13 protein-coding genes and 2 tRNA genes are annotated in these 16,012 nt (G+C 70.7%); 5 read left to right on the plus strand and 10 right to left on the minus strand.

What is annotated here, in order from left to right; translation table 11 throughout:
- The first annotated feature begins 20 nt into the window (after positions 1–20).
- Positions 21–1,331: an O-acetylhomoserine aminocarboxypropyltransferase/cysteine synthase family protein gene (locus RWH44_RS10900; RefSeq protein ID WP_316004577.1), complete on the plus strand. Its 1,311-nt coding sequence runs from the start codon at positions 21–23 to the stop codon at positions 1,329–1,331.
- A complete protein-coding gene (locus RWH44_RS10905) occupies positions 1,328–2,641 on the plus strand; it encodes an LLM class flavin-dependent oxidoreductase (RefSeq protein ID WP_316004578.1) in 1,314 nt (437 codons plus the stop codon). Before RWH44_RS10900 ends, RWH44_RS10905 begins: the two co-directional genes overlap by 4 nt.
- A gap of 333 nt (positions 2,642–2,974) precedes the next feature.
- Here the strand turns inward: RWH44_RS10905 and RWH44_RS10910 are convergent, their stop codons facing one another.
- Complete coding sequence (locus RWH44_RS10910; RefSeq protein WP_316004579.1) at positions 2,975–4,036, minus strand: TerC/Alx family metal homeostasis membrane protein; 1,062 nt, start codon at positions 4,034–4,036, stop codon at positions 2,975–2,977.
- 177 nt (positions 4,037–4,213) lie between these two features.
- Here RWH44_RS10910 and RWH44_RS10915 point away from each other — a divergent pair, with 177 nt between their 5' ends.
- Together RWH44_RS10915 and RWH44_RS10920 are read left to right on the plus strand one after the other, a co-directional pair.
- Positions 4,214–4,768 (plus strand): RNA polymerase sigma factor, encoded by a 555-nt coding sequence (locus RWH44_RS10915; protein ID WP_298872247.1) that lies wholly within the window; start codon positions 4,214–4,216, stop codon positions 4,766–4,768.
- Complete coding sequence (locus tag RWH44_RS10920; protein ID WP_316004580.1) at positions 4,765–5,838, plus strand: DUF4349 domain-containing protein; 1,074 nt, start codon at positions 4,765–4,767, stop codon at positions 5,836–5,838. The genes RWH44_RS10915 and RWH44_RS10920 overlap by 4 nt, the downstream gene beginning before the upstream one ends.
- A 385-nt stretch (positions 5,839–6,223) precedes the next feature.
- Here the strand turns inward: RWH44_RS10920 and RWH44_RS10925 are convergent.
- Positions 6,224–6,299: transfer RNA gene (locus RWH44_RS10925), tRNA-Glu, on the minus strand.
- A 187-nt stretch (positions 6,300–6,486) separates the two neighbouring features.
- Here RWH44_RS10925 and RWH44_RS10930 point away from each other — a divergent pair.
- On the plus strand, positions 6,487–7,125 hold the full coding sequence (locus RWH44_RS10930) for an MBL fold metallo-hydrolase (protein ID WP_316004581.1): 639 nt from the start codon (positions 6,487–6,489) through the stop codon (positions 7,123–7,125).
- A gap of 202 nt (positions 7,126–7,327) precedes the next feature.
- Here the strand turns inward: RWH44_RS10930 and RWH44_RS10935 are convergent, their stop codons facing one another.
- The 8 genes from RWH44_RS10935 to RWH44_RS10970 all read right to left on the minus strand — a co-directional run bounded on the left by RWH44_RS10935 (position 7,328) and on the right by RWH44_RS10970 (position 15,820).
- On the minus strand, positions 7,328–7,597 hold the full coding sequence (locus tag RWH44_RS10935) for an HPr family phosphocarrier protein (RefSeq protein WP_058623374.1): 270 nt from the start codon (positions 7,595–7,597) through the stop codon (positions 7,328–7,330).
- 28 nt (positions 7,598–7,625) lie between these two features.
- Complete coding sequence (locus tag RWH44_RS10940; protein WP_316004582.1) at positions 7,626–9,686, minus strand: PTS fructose transporter subunit IIABC; 2,061 nt, start codon at positions 9,684–9,686, stop codon at positions 7,626–7,628.
- A gap of 18 nt (positions 9,687–9,704) precedes the next feature.
- Positions 9,705–10,670: a 1-phosphofructokinase family hexose kinase gene (locus tag RWH44_RS10945; RefSeq protein WP_316004583.1), complete on the minus strand. Its 966-nt coding sequence runs from the start codon at positions 10,668–10,670 to the stop codon at positions 9,705–9,707.
- On the minus strand, positions 10,667–11,452 hold the full coding sequence (locus RWH44_RS10950; protein WP_316004584.1) for a DeoR/GlpR family DNA-binding transcription regulator: 786 nt from the start codon (positions 11,450–11,452) through the stop codon (positions 10,667–10,669). Before RWH44_RS10950 ends, RWH44_RS10945 begins: the two co-directional genes overlap by 4 nt.
- A 231-nt stretch (positions 11,453–11,683) precedes the next feature.
- A complete protein-coding gene (locus RWH44_RS10955) occupies positions 11,684–12,103 on the minus strand; it encodes a hypothetical protein (protein WP_316004585.1) in 420 nt (139 codons plus the stop codon).
- Positions 12,104–12,191: 88 nt separating this feature from the next.
- Positions 12,192–12,401 carry a hypothetical protein gene (locus RWH44_RS10960; protein ID WP_316004586.1) on the minus strand — a complete coding sequence of 70 codons (210 nt, stop codon included), beginning with the start codon at positions 12,399–12,401 and terminating at the stop codon, positions 12,192–12,194.
- An 87-nt stretch (positions 12,402–12,488) separates the two neighbouring features.
- A tRNA-Gln gene (locus RWH44_RS10965) sits at positions 12,489–12,560 on the minus strand.
- 122 nt (positions 12,561–12,682) lie between these two features.
- Positions 12,683–15,820, minus strand: coding sequence for an RCC1 domain-containing protein (locus tag RWH44_RS10970; protein ID WP_316004587.1), 3,138 nt, complete (start codon positions 15,818–15,820; stop codon positions 12,683–12,685).
- Positions 15,821–16,012: the final 192 nt, after the last annotated feature.

Genomic DNA, 16,012 nt, shown 5'->3' on the forward strand with positions numbered 1-16,012 from the left:
CCGAAGGAAGGAGCACGCCCATGACCGCAGGTGCCGACACCGGATTCTCGACCCGCCAAGTCCACGCGGGCTCCGTCAGCGCGCCCGCCACCCCGCGGGCGACGCCGATCTACCTGACCGCCGGTTTCACCTTCAGCGACCTCGACGAGTCGGCCGAGCACTTCGGCACCGGCGCGGGGTTCGGTTACAGCCGCACCGGGAACCCGACCGTGCAGGCCGTCGAGGAGCGGCTCGCCTCTCTCGAGGGCGGCGACCAAGCGATCCTCGTGTCGAGCGGACAGGCCGCCGTCACCGTCGCCCTGCTCGCCCTCGCCGGAGCGGGCGACCACGTCGTCGTGTCGGAGCACATCTACGAGGGCACTCGCGGACTCTTGCTCGACAACCTCGCGCGACTGGGCATCGAGACGACGTTCGTCGACGTGTCCGACCTGGATGCCGTCCGCGCGGCCGTCACGCCACGGACGAAGGCCCTCTTCGCCGAGACGCTCTCCAATGCCCGCAACGACGTCCTCGACGTCGCCGCCGTCGCCGCGATCGGGGCCGAGCGCGGCATCCCCCTGGTCGTCGACAGCACGTTCACGACGCCGTATCTCCTGCGCCCGATCGAGCACGGCGCGGCCGTCGTGGTGCACTCGGCGAGCAAGTTCCTCGCCGGGCAGGGGGCGGTGCTCGGCGGCGTCATCGTCGACGACGGACGCTTCGACGCCGCGGCATCCGGGCACCTCTTCCCCCACCTCGTGCAGACGGACCGCCTCGGCGGAGCGAGCTACGCCGAGAAGCACGGCCCCCGCGCGCGCGGTCAGTACCTGCGCGAGAGCGTGGCGCCCCGGTTCGGCCCCTCCCCCTCGCCGTTGAACGCCTTCCTGATCGGTCAGGGCATCGAGACGCTGAGTCTGCGCGTCGAGCGCCAGTCGGCGAATGCGCTGGTCGTCGCCCGGTGGCTCGAGGACCGCCCCGAGGTCGAGCGCGTCGACTACGTCGGTCTCGCCTCGCACCCCCACCACGCCCTCGGCGAGAAGTACCTGCGCGGCGGGCACGGATCGGTCTTCACCGTGACGCTGCGCGGCGGTCTCGAGGCCGCCCGCCACCTCGTGCAGTCGGTGCGGCTGATCACGCACATGACGCACCTGGGCGATGTGCGATCGCTGATCCTCCACCCCCAGAGCACCTCGCACTCCGCGCGCACGGTCTCCGAGCGCGAGCGGGCGGGGGTCTTCCCCGGCACGGTGCGACTGTCGATCGGCATCGAAGACGTCGGCGACATCCTCGCCGACCTCGAGCAGGCACTGGTCGGGGTCCCCTCCGCCGAGCGGGAGACGGTGGTCCTTTGAGCCGCCTGCAGCACTTCGGCTGGTTCCTCGCGCGCGGCTTCGGCCCGCACGGCTGGGGGCACCCCTATCTGCGGTGGAACCACCGGTGGACCGAGCCCGGGCTCTACCAGGATTCCGCGCGCACCCTGGAGCAGGCCGGGTTCGACCTGCTCATCATCGAGGACGCCCCCTCCCTGGGCAGCGCCGAGACCATCGACCTGCGCGTGCGCCACGCCTTCGGCGGACCGAAGCACGACCCACTGCTGCTCGCGCCCTACCTCTTCGCGGCGACACAGCACCTCGGGGTCGTCCCCACGGTCAACCCCGCGGCGTACCTGCCCTACACCGCCGCCCGCCAGTTCGCGACGCTCCAGCACCTGAGCGGTCACCGCCTGGGCCTGAACGTCGTCACCGACACCGGAAGCGCGCGCCACTTCTCGACCGCGCCGCAGCTCGGACACGACGCCGCGTACGACCGCGCGGAGGAGTGGCTCGACGGCATCCGTCACCTCTGGCGCAGCTGGGGCGAGGGAGCCCTCGTGGCCGACGAGGAATCGGGCGTCTACGCCGACGGTACGAGACTGGATGCCACGCGCCACCGCGGTGAGTACTTCGGCTTCGACGGTCCGCTCAACGCGATCCCGTTCACCGACGGCGAGCCGGCGATCGTTTCGCCCGGCGGGTCGGGGCGGGGGCTGTCGTTCGCCGGACACAACTCCGACGTCCAGCTCGCGCTCGCGCCCCTCGACGAGGCCAGCATCCGGGCGTACCGCGGGCGGATCCACGCCGCGGCGGAAGCGGCGGGGCGCTCCGCCGACGACATCAATATTCTCTTCGCGATCCAGCCCGTGCTCGTGTCGTCGCCGGAGGAAGCCGACCGCCTGGTCGCGGCATCCGCCCACCCGGACGACGAGGCCCTGCGGCAGATCGCGCGCAAGCAGTCCAGCGACCTCGAGACCGACCTCACGGCGCTCGACCTCGACAAGCCGCTCGACCGCGCGATCTTCGGCGAGCACGTGTCGGAGGGCAGCATCAGACGCCTCGTCGGAAAGCACGACGCCGACGCTCCCCTGCGCACGCTGCTCGCGGCCCACGCGCGCCTCGGCCGCCTGAACGACGGATCCGGGTTCGTCGGAACCGCCGACGAGTTCGCCGACCGCATCGAGGAGCTCGGCGACTGGGGCAACGACGGCGTGCTGCTGTGGGGCGACCTGCACCCGGTCACCGTGCACCGGCTGCTCGACGACCTCGTGCCGATCCTGCGGCGGCGCGGGATCCTCCGCGAGGAGTACGTCGGCGGCGGCCTGCGGGCGAACCTGCGCGCGTTCTGAATTCCGGATGCCGCCCGCCCGGCCGAGACCCTCGTCCCACTTATGGCGGGTTGGCGCGCCCTCGACCGGCCACAAGTGGGACACGCAGCGCTAGAAGTGGGACAAGCGGCCAGCACCACCACCCCTCGCCCCACTCCTGACCGGCCAGCGGGCGTTCCCGACCGCGGATGCCGCCCGCCCGGCCGAGACCCTCGTCCCACTTATGGCCGGTTGGCGCGCCCTCGACCGACCACAAGTGGGACACGCACCCCGAGAAGTGGGACAAGGGGGGCGACAGGCGACTCGGGCCGCACAGGACGCAGACGTGTCGCGCGAGGGTCAGTCGCGCGAGGGTCAGTCGCGCTCGGGCTGTTCCACCGTCGCGGGGGTGCCCTTCTCGTCGGCGACCTCGGCCGCGGCATCCTGAGGTCCCTCGGCAGACGGCTCGCGCCGCGCGGCGACGAGGCTCGCGACCGTCGCCACCGCCATCGACAGGATGATCACCGCGAGCGAGACCCACGTCGAGATCTCGGGAGCCCACTCGATGGGCTCTCCGCCGTTGAGGAACGGCAGCTCGTTGACGTGCATCGCGTGCAGGATGAGCTTCACGCCGATGAAGGCGAGGATGAACGCGATGCCATAGTGCAGGTACTTCAGGCGATCGAGCAGGTCGCCGAGCAGGAAGTAGAGCTGGCGCAGGCCCATGAGCGCGAAGAGGTTCGCGGTGAACACGATGAACGGGCTCTGCGTGATGCCGAAGATCGCGGGGATCGAGTCGATGGCGAAGAGCAGGTCGGTCACGCCGATCGCCACGAACACGATGATCATCGGCGTGAACAGCTTCTTGCCGTTGACGCGGGTGATGACCTTCTTTCCGTCGTACGAGTCGCTCATCGGCAGCACGCGGCGCAGCGTCCGCACGATGAGGTTCTCTTTCTGACTGTCGTCATCGTCGTCGCCGGGGAACGCCTGGCGGATCGCGGTGTAGATCAGGAACAGGCCGAACAGGTAGAAGATCGGGCTGAAGTTCTCGATGATCGTCGCGCCGACGAGGATGAACGCCCCCCGCAGGATCAGCGCGATGATGATGCCCACCATCAGCACCTCCTGCTGATAGCGGCGCGGCACGGCGAACTGCCCCATGATCAGCACGAAGACGAAGAGATTGTCGATCGACAGGCTGTACTCGGTGAGCCAGCCGGCCACGAACTGACCCGCCACCTCTCCCCCGGCGACGATCCACAGCACGCCCGCGAAGATGAGCGCGAGCGTCACGTAGAAGATGACCCAGAGCGTCGACTCCTTCGGCGCCGGGATGTGCGGACGCTTGAGGATGATCAGCAGGTCGGCGATCAGGATGACGACCAGCACCACCAACGTGATGGTCTGGAAGAGCGGGTCGAGCTGCAGCTCCATCGCGGGGGCCTTTCATCGGGGGAAGCGATCGAGTCTATCGAGCGGACTCCGCCCGCCCCCGGGTTGTGCACGTAGTTCTCATTACGTGCGTCGTTGCGTGAGACGATCGGCCGCGCACCGACACCTCTGAGTGAGAGAGTGCTCGCAGAGCCTCGCCCGGACGAGAAGTGGATGCCGATGACCGACGACGTGATCGACGACAGGATGCTGGTCGCGCGCGCCGCCGGCGGCTCGGAAGCGGCGTTCCGCACCCTGTACCGCGCCTACGTGCGGCCCGTGTACTGGGTGGCCTTCGGGCTCGTCGGCCAGGCTGCTGACGCCGAGGACGTCACCCAGGAGACGTTCGTCGTCGCGTGGCGGAAGATCCCCGCTCTTCGCCTCGAGGGGGACTCGCTCCTCCCCTGGCTCGCGACGATCTGCCGCCTGCAGGCGCAGAATCGCCTGCGCGCACGGCGACGTCACGGTTCGCACGCGGCGCTCGACGCGGAGATCCCCTCCGTCGTCGACGTGGAAGCGCAGGTCGTCCAGGCCGAGACGGTCGCCGCGATCCTCGCGGCCGTCGACCGACTGAGCGAGCTCGACCGGGAGATCTTCCGCCTGTGCGCCGCCGAGGGCTACGGGTACGAGGCGGCGGCGGCGACGTTGGGCGTCTCGCACGGCGCGGTACGCAACCGCCTCTCCCGCATCCGATCCCGGATGCGCGCCACCGCGATGGAGACGGAGACCCCATGAACGCGCCCACCCTGCCCTCCCTGTCCCCCGACCGGATGGATGCCATCGAGACCGCCGTCTTCGGACGGATCGCCGACGAACGCGACCGCCGTCGTCGGCGTCGACGCGCCGTCTGGACGGGCGTCGGCGCCGCCGCCGCCGTCATCGTGGTCGCCGCCGTCGTCGGCCCCTCGCTCAGCACCACCTCGGGCGTCAGCGGTTCGTCGACCGTCGCGGGTGCCGGCGACAGCGCACCCGAGGGCGGGACGATCGATCAATCCGCCCAGGGCTTCGCCGGCTCGGAGGCCGGGTCCGCGCCCGTGGCCCCCGGCCAGAGCGGTGCGGGAGCACGCTCCGACGCCTCGTCGTCGACGGACGCCTCCGCGCGGGAGATCGTCTCCACGGGGTCCAGCACGGTCGCCGTCGACGACATCGGCACCGCGATCGAGGCGATCGGCAACGCCGCCACCGCGGCCGGCGGGTATGTCGAATCCTCTCAGCTCGGCGACGGCGGCGTCGTGATGCCCCTCGAAGGAGTCTCGACGGGCGCGACGCTCTCGTCGGGCTGGATCACCGTCCGGGTCCCCGCCGACTCGCTCGCCGCGGTGATGGACGGCCTGGGCACCGTGGGCGAGGTCACCGCGACCAGTGTGACCCGGTCCGACGTCACCGACCAGGCCATCGACCTGCGTGCGCGGGTGGCCGCGGGCGAGGCGTCCGTCGCCCGCCTGACCGAGCTGATGGCGCAGGCCGGATCGGTGTCCGACCTGATCGCCGCCGAGACCGCTCTCGCCGATCGCCAGGCGCAGCTCGACAGCGACCGGCAGATCCTCCAGTCGCTGTCGTCGCAGGTGGCGATGTCGACGCTCAGCGTGCAGCTGACCGCGCGCACGGCATCCGTCACCGCCGATCCGGCGGGCTTCGGCGACGGCCTCGCCGCGGGATGGAACGGCCTCGTGGCGACGCTCAACGGCATCGTGATCGGCCTGGGCTTCCTGCTGCCGTGGGTCGTCGTGGCCGGGATCGCCGCCGCCGCGGTGTGGGGCGTGCGCCGGGTCGTCCGCCGTCGCCGCGCCGCACGACAGGGCTGAGCCGGAAGGTCGGAGCGAGGCGGATGCCAAGGGCCCGGCGTCCGGTTTCGATGCACTCGACCGATTCCGCGGGGGTCTGAGCCGCGGCTCGGCGCCGCTTCAGGGCGCGCGGAGCCTCCGGGCGGTGGGGCCCAACCCGCACATACAGCTCCTCGTCCTGCTGAAGTCGCCGACAACGAAAATGAGCCCCGACCATTCGGTCGAGGCTCTTCTTCGTGTTGGTGACCCCAGCGGGATTCTCCCTCCGCCCCCTCCACGCGCCGCTTCGCAGCGCGCGGAGCCTCCGGGCGGCGGGGCCCAACCCGCGCATGCAGCTCCTCGTCCAGCCGAAGCCGCCGACAACGAAGAAGAGCCCCGACCATTCGGTCGAGGCTCTTCTTCGTGTTGGTGACCCCAGCGGGATTCGAACCCGCGTTACCGCCGTGAGAGGGCGGCGTACTAGGCCGCTATACGATGGGGCCGCGTCGCAACGTGTTCAAGTATGCACCACGAATGACGCGCACGCAAAATCAGGGCCGAGCCACCGATATCCCGGGCGTGTCCGGCCACGGTACCGCGATCGGGCGGCCAACGGAAGAGGCGATAGACGCTGTTCACCTTCCGCGCCAGCGCTTGCCGCCCCGTGGCATCCGGGAGTTGGATCGGGGTATGCGCCTCACGAAACACGAACACGCCGCCCTCGTCGTCGTCGAGTCCGGGCACACGCTCGTCATCGACCCCGGGAGCTTCACCTCTCCCCTCGAAGAGCTCACGGGCCTCGTCGGAGTGGTGATCACGCACGAGCACGCCGACCACTGGACGCCCGAACACCTCACGCGCCTGCAGAAGGCGCACCCGGACGTGCCAATCTACGGGCCCGAGGGCGTGCGGAACGCCGCGGCGGGCTTCGAGATCACAGTCGTGAACCCCGGTGACCGACTGGACCTCGGCCCCTTCCACCTCGAGTTCTTCGGCGGACGCCACGAAGTCATCCACGAATCGATCCCCGTGGTCGACAACGTCGGCGTCCTCGTCAACGACGCGCTCTACTACCCCGGCGACTCCTACGCCGTGCCGAAGCACAAGAAGGTGGCCCTTCTCGCCGCTCCGGTCGGGGCGCCGTGGCTCAAGATCGGCGATGCCATCGATTACGTCCTCGCGGTCAAACCCGAGCGGGTCTTCGCCACCCACGACATGACGCTCTCGGTCGCCGGCAAGCAGATGGGCGATGCCCGCCTGACGTGGGCGGTGGAGCAGAACGGCGGCTCTTTCGTCGATCTGAAGCCAGGCGATTCGGTCGAGGTCTGAGGCCGCGGGCGGGCCGAACTCCGGAGCCTTCGACCGTCGGCGTCGGTCGCCACGGCGTGTCCGGCAGCACATCACGCAGATCTCAGGAATTCTTCCCGCTCGCGCAACGCCACCCCGACGCTGACGGGCCCGCTTCGAAACCAGAACACCGGATGCCACGAGCCCTCAGGCCCGTGGCATCCGGTGTTCTGGTGCGAGGTGCTTACTGCGCGTCGAGGTCGGTCTCGAGCAGGGCGACGAGCTCGTCGAGCGCCTGCTCGGCACCCTCGCCCTCGGCCTTGAGCGTCACGACCGTGCCGTGACCGGCGCCGAGACCCATGAGCGACAGGATGCTGCCGGCGTTGAGGTCGGGACCGCCCTGGGCCGCGATCGTGACGGGGACCTTCTTCTCCTGCACGGCCTGCACGAAGAGCTTCGCAGGACGGGCGTGGAGGCCCGAGGCGCTGGCGATGGTGGCCTGACGTTCTGCCATGGTGAATCCTTCCGATTCGACGGGGGTGTTACGCGGCGACCGTGACTGCGGGCGCAGCCTCGGTGACGGCGGCGTCCTTGGTGCTGCGACCGACGCCCTTGAGGGCGACGACGATGAGCGCCGTCACGACGGTACCCGCCACGATCGCGAGGGCGAAACCCCAGAAGGGGTTGATCGCGAAGAAGACGAAGATGCCGCCGTGCGGGGCGAACGACTGCACACCGAAGAGCATGCTCAGACCACCCGTGATCGCACCGCCCACCATCGAGGCGGGGATGACGCGCAGCGGGTCGGCCGCCGCGAACGGGATGGCACCCTCGGAGATGAACGAGGCGCCCAGCAGCCACGCGGCGGCACCGTTCTCGCGCTCGACCGGAGTGAACTTCTTGCGCGCGAGCAGCGTCGAGGCCAGGGCCATGGCCAGCGGCGGGACCATGCCGGCGGCCATGACGGCGGCCATGATCAGGTACGGAGCCGTGTTGGTCTGGGTGGCGGCGGCGAGGCCCGTGGTGGCGAAGACGTAGGCGACCTTGTTGACCGGGCCACCGAGGTCGAAGCACATCATGAGACCGAGGATCACGCCGAGCAGGATCGCACCGGCACCGGAGGCGGCGAGCGAGTTGAGGCCGTCGGTGAGGGCGGCCATGAGGGCGGCGATCGGACGACCGAGGAACAGGATCATCAGGCCCGAGGCGAAGATCGAGCCGAGGAACGGCACGATGACGACGGGCATGAGTCCGCGCAGCCAGCGCGGCGCGTCGAAGCGGCCGAGCCACCAGGCGATGAAACCGGCAAGCAGACCGCCGATGATGCCGCCGATGAAGCCCGCGTTCATGAGCACCGCGACGGCACCGGCGACGAATCCGGGCGCGATACCCGGGCGGTCGGCGATCGCGTAGGCGATGAAGCCCGCGAGCACGGCGACGATGAAGCCCATCGAGGTCGCGCCGATCATGAACGCCACCGAGCCGAGGTACTGGCCGACCGGTCCGAGCGGGGAGGTGATGCCCTCGGTCGGGAGGTCCCACAGCGAGTTCTGGATGATGACGTTGGCGGCGTTCTGCGTCACCTGATATCCGCCGAGCAGGAAGCCCAGCGCAATGAGCAGACCGCCACCGGCGACGAAGGGAATCATGTAGCTGACACCGGTGAGCAGCCACCGCTGGATGCGACGGCCCACCGACTGCTGCGCCACCGGAGCGTCCGACGCGAATGCCGCGGCGGCACCGCCCTGCACGCGCGCGGCGTTCGGGTTCTCGCTGGCGGCGAGGGCCTCGGCGATGAGCTGCTTCGGCTGCTCGATGCCGCGCTTGACGCCGGCGCGCACGACGGGCTTGCCCGCGAAGCGCTGCGGCTCGCGCACGTCGACGTCGACCGCGAAGATCACGGCGTCGGCGTCGTCGATGACGCTCTGCGGGAGGGCCTTGTATCCGCTCGAACCCTGCGGCTCGACGACGAGCTCGACGCCGTCGGTCTCGGCACCGGCCGCGGTGAGGGCGTCGGCAGCCATGAAGGTGTGGGCGATGCCCGTGGCGCACGCGGTGACGGCGACGATCTTCTTCGTCTTCGTCGCCGTGGCGGTGCGCGCCTCGGCGCGGGTCGCAGCGGGGGCCTCGGCGGCCGCCGGCTGCGCGGGGGCCGGGTTCACGGCATCCGTGATGATGCGCACCGCGTCCGAGGGCGTCTGCGCGGCGCGCAGGCCGGACATGAACTGGTCGTTCATGAGGCTGCGAGCCAGCTGCGACAGCACCGCGAGGTGCGCCTCGTCGGCACCGGCGGGTGCGGCGATGAGGAACACGATGTCGGCCGGGCCGTCGGGGGCGCCGAAGTCGACGCCCGGGGTGAGGCGGGCGAAGGCGAGGGTCGGCTCGGTGACCGACGCGCTGCGCGCGTGCGGGATGCCGATACCGCCGGGCAGGCCGGTCTCGTCCTTCTGCTCGCGGGCCCACGCGTCGTCGAAAAGCTCTTGGGCGCTGGTCGCGCGGCCCTGCGCGACGACGCGCTCGGCGAGGGCGCGGATCACCGACTGCTTGTCGGTGCCCAGGGGCACGTCGAGGGTGACGAGCTCCGGAGTGATGATGTCGGACATTGTCAGTGACCTCCGTGGTCAGGATGTTGCGATGGGGGTGGCGAAATTGGATACGGCGATCGGGCCCGCGGGCAGATCGGCCGGTGTCGGGGCCTGGGTCCCCGGCAGGGTCGCGGCAGCGGCACCGTAAGCGATGCTGCGCGCGAGACGGTCGGGGGCCGGAGCCCCCTCGAGGTCGGCCAACAGGTAGCCGGCGAGCGAGCTGTCGCCCGCGCCGACCGTGCTGGCGACCTGGATCTTGGGGGCGCGTCCGCGCCACGCGCCGTCGGCGGTGAACAGCAGCGCACCGTCGGCACCGAGGGTCACGAGAGCGGATGCCACGCGGCCGGGCACGAGGGCCGTTGCGCGCCGGGCGGCCTCGGCGAGGACATCGGCATCGAGGGACGGGTCTTCCCCGACCAGCTCGGCGAGCTCCTCGTGGTTCGGCTTGATGAGGTCGGGACGAGCGCTCTCGACGACCGCGGCGAGAGCCTCGCCGGAGGCGTCGACCGCGATGAGCGGGGCGGCGGCGCCCCAGCGTCCGCGGACGGCGGAGACGAGGTCGGCGTAGAACGACGCGGGCACCCCGGGAGGCAGGGACCCGGCAAGCACGAGCCAGGTCGCGCCCTCGGCGGCCGCGACCACGCCCGCGGTGAGCGCCTCGGCCTCGACGGCGCTGAGCTCGGCACCGGGCAGGTTGAGCTTCGTGGTCTCCCCGGTGGGGTCGGTGATGGTGAGGTTCGCGCGGGCGCGACCGGCCACCTCGACGATGTCGAGGGCGATGCCGGTGTCCTCGAGCAGCACGCGGTACGGGTCGTGAGCACCGACCGGCACGACGGCCCGGGCCGGGGCACCGGCGGCCGTCACGACGCGGGCGACGTTGACGCCCTTGCCTCCGGCATCCTCGCGCGACGACACCGCACGCTGAACCTCGCCCGGGACGAGGGCGTCGGACAGCACGACGGCACGGTCGGCGGACGGGTTGGCGGTCAGGGTGACGATCATGCGACCCGCACCTCGATGTCGGCGTCGGCGAGGGCCTCGGCCAGGTCGGCGGGCGGTGCCGCATCGGTCACGAGAACGTCGATCTCGTCGAGCTGGGCGAAGCGCACGAGCAATTCCTCTCCGAACTTGGCCGCGTCCGCGACGAGGACGACGCGGCGGGCCGACTGGATGATGGCGGCCTTCACCGCGGCCTCGTCGGGGTCGGGCGTGCTGAGGCCGAATCCCGCACTGAGACCGTTGGTGCCGACGAAGGCGATGTCGGGCCGCAGCTGGCGGATCGTGCGTACGGTGTGCGCGCCGACGGCGGCGGCGGTGACCCCGCGGACGCGGCCGCCGATGGTGGTCAACGACAGCCGGTCGTCGCCCGAGAGCACGTGCGCGGCTTCGAGCGAGTGCGTGACGACCTCGACCCCGGCGATACCCGCTCCGAGAGCCTCGGGCAGGAGAGCGGCGACCGCGGCGGGCGTCGTGCCGGCGTCGAGGAAGACCGAGCCGCGGAAGTCCGGGCCCAACAGAGCGACGGCCGCGGCGGCGATCGCGCGCTTCGCATCGCCGTGCCGCTCTCGGCGTTCGGTGAGCGGAGACTCCGCGGTACTCGCGCGACCGGCGTCGACGGCACCGCCGTGCACGCGACGGAGGGAGCCGAGGCTCTCGAGGCGGTCGAGGTCGCGGCGCACCGTCTCGGTGGTCACGTCGAAGCGGCGGGCAAGGTCTACGACGCTGACGCGTCCGACCTCGCGCAGTTCGCGCTCGATGAGCTGCTGGCGCTCCATTGCGTACACGGGATCTCCTTCGAAGATTCCCACACAGTACAACACGAAACCACAGAGGGCAACAGATTTACGCAGGCATGCGCGCAGGACGCCTCCAGCTCCCGCACCCACGGACTTCCGTCGGGTCGAGCGCCGTTCCTCACCGATCGGCTGGGCAGGACAGCATCTCGGGATGCCGCCCGCCAGGGCAGCCGGGGGTGACGGCGGTCAGCGAGCGTCGGCGGGCGGGAAGCGCCGGGACTAGGGCGCGACGACGGAGATCGTGAAGTCGACCTGCTGCCCGTCGGGGCCGGTGGTCGTCGCCGCCGTCGTCCCGAGCGCGCGGGCGATGAAACCGGGCCGGAACACCGCCCCCTCCGACGGGCCTCCCGCCGAGAACTCCGCGACGGTCACCTCCGCCGTCGAGCCGGTCCACTCCGCCTCGGTCCCGTCGGGCACGGCGAGGACCACCGCGCTCCCGATGGCCACGCTCACGTCGGTCCCCGCGAGGTCCGCCGGCACGACGATCGCCGGCGGGAGCGCTTGCCCCTCGGACGACGGCGTCGGGGAGGGTGCGGCGGCACTGCCGGTCGGCGTGATGGGGTCGGATCCCGCCGGCGTGCACCCCGCGACCATCAACGGCAACACGATCGCAGCGACGGCGACGGCGGAACGCTTCACGGTGACCTTCTTCCGCGGGGTGGATGCCGATGGCATCCCTCGATCGGATGGTAGCGACGGCGCGCGGGCGATCGTCGTCGCCGCGCGGTCAGTCCCGCGCGCTCGGGTCGTCGGTGGGAACGACCGGGACCTCGATCGAGGCCACCGGCGCGTCGAGGAGACCGAGGAGGCCCTCGGGAGAGGTTCCGGGGCCCTCCTCGTCGGGCAGCACCTCGGCGCGCGAGCGCGGACGCGCCGGCTCACCGGGAAGACCGGCCCACTCGCTCGGTTCTTCGGGTCGCTGTACGAAGAGTCCCATGCGTCCAGTGTGCCGCGTCGGCGTAAGGACGGGCTGAGAAAGCGAAAGCCCCGGTGATCTTCGCGATCACCGGGGCTTTTCTCAAAGCTGGGGTACCTGGACTCGAACCAAGAACAACGGAACCAGAAACCGCCGTGTTGCCAATTACACCATACCCCAAGGCGCTGAGCCGTAACTCGTGCCGAGGATCAAGCTTACGTGACGCGGGCTCCAGCGCCAAACCGGCGGCAGCCCGCGCGCGTCGCGGGCCTGTTCTCCGGCGGTCCGCGGCGCGGCGCGCCTCAGCGACGACGGAGGATGTGCAGCACCGTCGTTCCCGGACCACCGGCGCTGAAGGACGGGACGGCATCCTGATCGGTCATCCCTCCCACGACCAGCGTCGGGGACAGGGCGCGGCCCGACACGCCACGTCCCTCGCCCGCGCCCCAAGCCAGGACGCGTCCGTCAGAGCACAGGGCATAGGCCGTTCTCGCGGTTGCGGCGATCTGCCGAACACCCGAAAGACCGGGGACCCGCTGCGGACTCGATGAATCGGTCGTCGAACCGTCACCCAGCTGGCCCACGTCGTTCGCGCCCCAGGCCCAGACGTCACCGTTGCCGTCGAGGGCGTACGCGCTGCTCTCCCCCGCGACGATCGCCCGCACGTCCGTCAGGCCGACGTCGACGGGGGCGGTTCGCGTCTCCGACGATCCGTCGCCGATCTGGCCGGATCCGTTACCACCCCATGCGAACACGCGCCCGTCATTCGTCAACGCGTAAGCAGATCTCGCGGATCCCGCCACCTGTTGCGATGCCGGCACGGGGATCGTCACCGGACGCGGCTGATCGGCCGTCGAGACCCCGGTTACCTGATTGTCGTCGTTCCTGCCCCACCCCACGACGCGACCATCGTTCAGCAATGCCACACAGCCGAACATCATCGGCGAGAGCTGCGCGACACCCTCGAGATCCGGGATCACGCGAGGACGAGGGTCTTCGCGACTGCCGGTGGGGTAGCTCGTCGGGTCGCTGTCGTCTTCCAGGTCGCTGGCGACCGTTCCGTCGCCGAAGGCGCCGAAAGCATAATCACCCCACGTCACGACGCTGCCGTTCGCACGCAGGACGTAGACCGTGCCACGGCTGCAGACGACCTGCCGAGCGTCGGTGAAGCCCGGAAAGGCCGTGATCGTCGTGACGTACGGCATGATCTCCGCGGGGTCCCCCACGCCGAAGAATCCGTTGCTCTGGTCGTATCCCGTGATGCGTTCGAGTGTGCGGAAGAAGTCCGCGCCCACCGCGTGCAGGGCTCCATCCGCCGTCACGAAGAAGGAGTTGCCCCAGGAGCTCGCCGCGCTCACGATCCGCCCCTCGAGAGCGGACACGAGAGGTGCACCGGCCGCGGCGTCGACACCGTTCGCACCCACGCGCCCCGTGCCGAGTCCGTACCACGGAGACATGGACCCCACAGCCAGGGCGTTGCCACCGACCACGTGGATGTCTTGGCGCGCCACCTGCGATCCCTGCGCGACGGTGAGAGCGACGATACCCAGCGAGTATCCTCCCGTCGTCCGCAGCGACACCCTCGCCCAGCCGCGCGCATCGGTGATGCCGGAGGCGACGTCGTCGACGAATGAAACCCCGATTCCTGTCGCGCCGAATTGGAGGGTCTGTCCCGCGACCGGCGATCCGTCGGCGTAGAGCACCGCCCCTTCGACCTCGACGACGGATCCGCTCGCGACGACGTCGTCTGCCGTCCTGAGGGAGAGCCGCGGCGAACCGTGGGCGTCCATCACCGGGTCGGCGACGACGAGGTGACGCAGCGCCGAACCGGACCCGACTCCGAGGGCCAGGATGGGCCGCTCCTGCACGTCCAGTTGCGCCGGCCGGGAGACGATCGTACCGTCCGCGCTACCGTCGCCCACCGCACCGGTCGCGTTCAGACCCCACCCGAACACCGCTCCCGAGCCATCGCGAACGTGAGCGGTCGATACCCCACCCGATACTTCACGGACGTCGGCAACCGCGACGTCGACCGCCCACGACGATGACGCACGGGTTCCGATCCCGAGCTGCCCCGCGGCGTTGTCACCCCACGCGACGAGAGTGTGATCATCGAGGACGGCGTAGCCCGAGGTCCCGCCAGCCGAAACCTGCACCGCCCCGGTGAGCGGCGTCGACGCGTCGCGCCCGACGGACGCCGCGACCGATCGTCCTCGAGGAGTATCTCCGGTGCCGAGCTGACCCCCCGCACCGGCCCCCCAAGCGACCACCGTGCCATCGTCGCGGAGCGCGCAGGCGAACTCGGCCCCGGCCGAGATCTGCGTGACATGGCCGAGGGGCTCGATCGTCGACGAATCCTTCTTCCACATGACCGTGGCGATCGTCGAGGTCGCTCCCGCGAAGACACCGTCGGATCCGGCAGCTTCATTGTCCCCGAGTTGCCCGAACGCGGCCCGGGCCGACCAGGAACGCACCGTTCCGTCCGCGAGGAGGGCGTATGCCGTCGTCCGACCGGCAGCCACCTGCACCGGCGACGCATCTGCACCGTCGAGTCTCTGGAGTCGTGTCGGCAGGCTCAGCCCGACCGCCCCCTCGCTGGCCGAGAGATCCCCCCAGGTGTAGACCGAGCCTGACGCCGTCAGGGCCACCCCGAAGGTGCCTCCGGTGGCGATGTCGACAACATGGGCGAGGCCGCGCACGCGACGCGGGACCTCACTGTCCATGTCGACGGCGACCGTGTGCCCGTCGAACCCGAAACCCGGGGTGCTGTCGCCGATCCCGAGCATCCAGGAGCCGTTCGACCCTGCGGCGTACACGTCGCCGTCAGCGGTCAGGAAGAGGGTGAAATCCGGTCCCTGCGCGATCTTCGTCACGCGGTACGGAAAAGCCGGATACACGGGGGACGGAGATCTCCTGGCCGCGGCATCACCGGTGCCGAGCCCACCTCGATCGCCCGCACCCGTGGCCAGGACGTTCGTGCCGGCGTACCGCACGGTCGCGAACGCACTCATCGAGCCGGAACCCGCCCCCGATACGGCCGTGACCGTCGCCGGCCCGAATGTCGTGCCGGCCGTCGACGACAGGGTGGATCGGAACTCTCCGTCGACGTCGGTCACGCCCGCGTCCGGCGAGAACGAGAGTCCGGGAAGGTCGGACGCGCTCAGAGCCACCGCGGCTCCCGCGGTGGCGATCCCCTCCCCCGACCCGATCCGAGCAACGACCGAGACCGCGTCTCCCCACGCGACGTTCTGCGAGTCCGCCGGTCGAGTGGTCTCCCGGACATCGATGGACAGACGTTGCGTCTCCGACGTCGCGGCGTGAGCGGGGACGGCTGCTCCCGCGACAACAGCGGGGAGCGCCCATGCACCCGCTTGCAGGACGGTTCGTCGAGCCGGTCGGAGGACGGGAACGGGCGATTCGGGGTTCGACGGTCTCGACATGCGGGCCTCTTCTCGGGTCGCCTGCCCGAGGAGGGGCTGTTCCCCGCGCGGGCGCGAGTTCCCATCTTCGGGCGGCCACCCGCACCGCCGGCGGCGGGAGCTGCCTCCATTCACCCGCGCGGGCGCGATCGTCACCCGCGATCCCCTGCGCGCACGGAACGCCCGACACCCGGCACCCCGGCGGGAGTGAGC

Source organism: Microbacterium phycohabitans (assembly GCF_032464935.1).
In the GTDB taxonomy this organism is placed as follows: domain Bacteria; phylum Actinomycetota; class Actinomycetes; order Actinomycetales; family Microbacteriaceae; genus Microbacterium; species Microbacterium phycohabitans.

What these genes read in the sequence shown, in the direction of transcription:
- RWH44_RS10900 (WP_316004577.1), top strand. Translation starts at nt 21, where the DNA reads ATGACCGCAGGTGCCGACACCGGATTCTCGACCCGCCAAGTCCACGCG.
- RWH44_RS10910 (WP_316004579.1), bottom strand. Translation starts at nt 4,036, where the DNA reads ATGGAGCTGCAGCTCGACCCGCTCTTCCAGACCATCACGTTGGTGGTG.
- RWH44_RS10915 (WP_298872247.1), top strand. Translation starts at nt 4,214, where the DNA reads ATGACCGACGACGTGATCGACGACAGGATGCTGGTCGCGCGCGCCGCC.
- RWH44_RS10920 (WP_316004580.1), top strand. Translation starts at nt 4,765, where the DNA reads ATGAACGCGCCCACCCTGCCCTCCCTGTCCCCCGACCGGATGGATGCC.
- RWH44_RS10930 (WP_316004581.1), top strand. Translation starts at nt 6,487, where the DNA reads ATGCGCCTCACGAAACACGAACACGCCGCCCTCGTCGTCGTCGAGTCC.
- RWH44_RS10935 (WP_058623374.1), bottom strand. Translation starts at nt 7,597, where the DNA reads ATGGCAGAACGTCAGGCCACCATCGCCAGCGCCTCGGGCCTCCACGCC.
- RWH44_RS10940 (WP_316004582.1), bottom strand. Translation starts at nt 9,686, where the DNA reads ATGTCCGACATCATCACTCCGGAGCTCGTCACCCTCGACGTGCCCCTG.
- RWH44_RS10945 (WP_316004583.1), bottom strand. Translation starts at nt 10,670, where the DNA reads ATGATCGTCACCCTGACCGCCAACCCGTCCGCCGACCGTGCCGTCGTG.
- RWH44_RS10960 (WP_316004586.1), bottom strand. Translation starts at nt 12,401, where the DNA reads ATGGGACTCTTCGTACAGCGACCCGAAGAACCGAGCGAGTGGGCCGGT.
- RWH44_RS10970 (WP_316004587.1), bottom strand. Translation starts at nt 15,820, where the DNA reads ATGTCGAGACCGTCGAACCCCGAATCGCCCGTTCCCGTCCTCCGACCG.